This is a genomic window from Aeromicrobium sp. IC_218 (assembly GCF_004336805.1).
Classification (GTDB): domain Bacteria; phylum Actinomycetota; class Actinomycetes; order Propionibacteriales; family Nocardioidaceae; genus Aeromicrobium.
This window is the reverse complement of record NZ_SJXM01000025.1, coordinates 1-279: the sequence shown is the minus strand read 5'-3', so window position 1 is coordinate 279 and position 279 is coordinate 1. Positions and strand designations below refer to the sequence as shown.

Sequence of the window (279 nt, the reverse complement as noted above, 5' to 3'; positions counted from 1 at the left end):
TGGGTTGATAGGCCGGAGGTGGAAGCACAGCAATGTGTGTAGCCGACCGGTACTAATAGGCCGAGGGCTTGTTACCTACAACGATCTGCGCGTCCACTGTGAGGTTCCCGAGATACGAACGGGAACCGGTCACCACACCATGCGTGTGGTGGATGGTTTTGATATCTCCATAGAGTTTCGGCGACCATGGCGAGAGGGAAACACCCGGTAACATTCCGAACCCGGAAGTTAAGCCTCTCAGCGCCGATGGTACTGCCCCCGGGAGGGGGTGGGAGAGTA

The 279-nt window shown here is 57.3% G+C and carries 2 rRNA genes; both read left to right on the top strand.

The annotated features are described in order from the left end of the window. Positions 1-76 (top strand): 23S ribosomal RNA (locus E0W78_RS16340); the annotation flags it as partial. A 100-nt stretch (positions 77-176) separates the two neighbouring features. Further along, positions 177-279 (top strand): 5S ribosomal RNA (rrf, locus tag E0W78_RS16335); the annotation flags it as partial.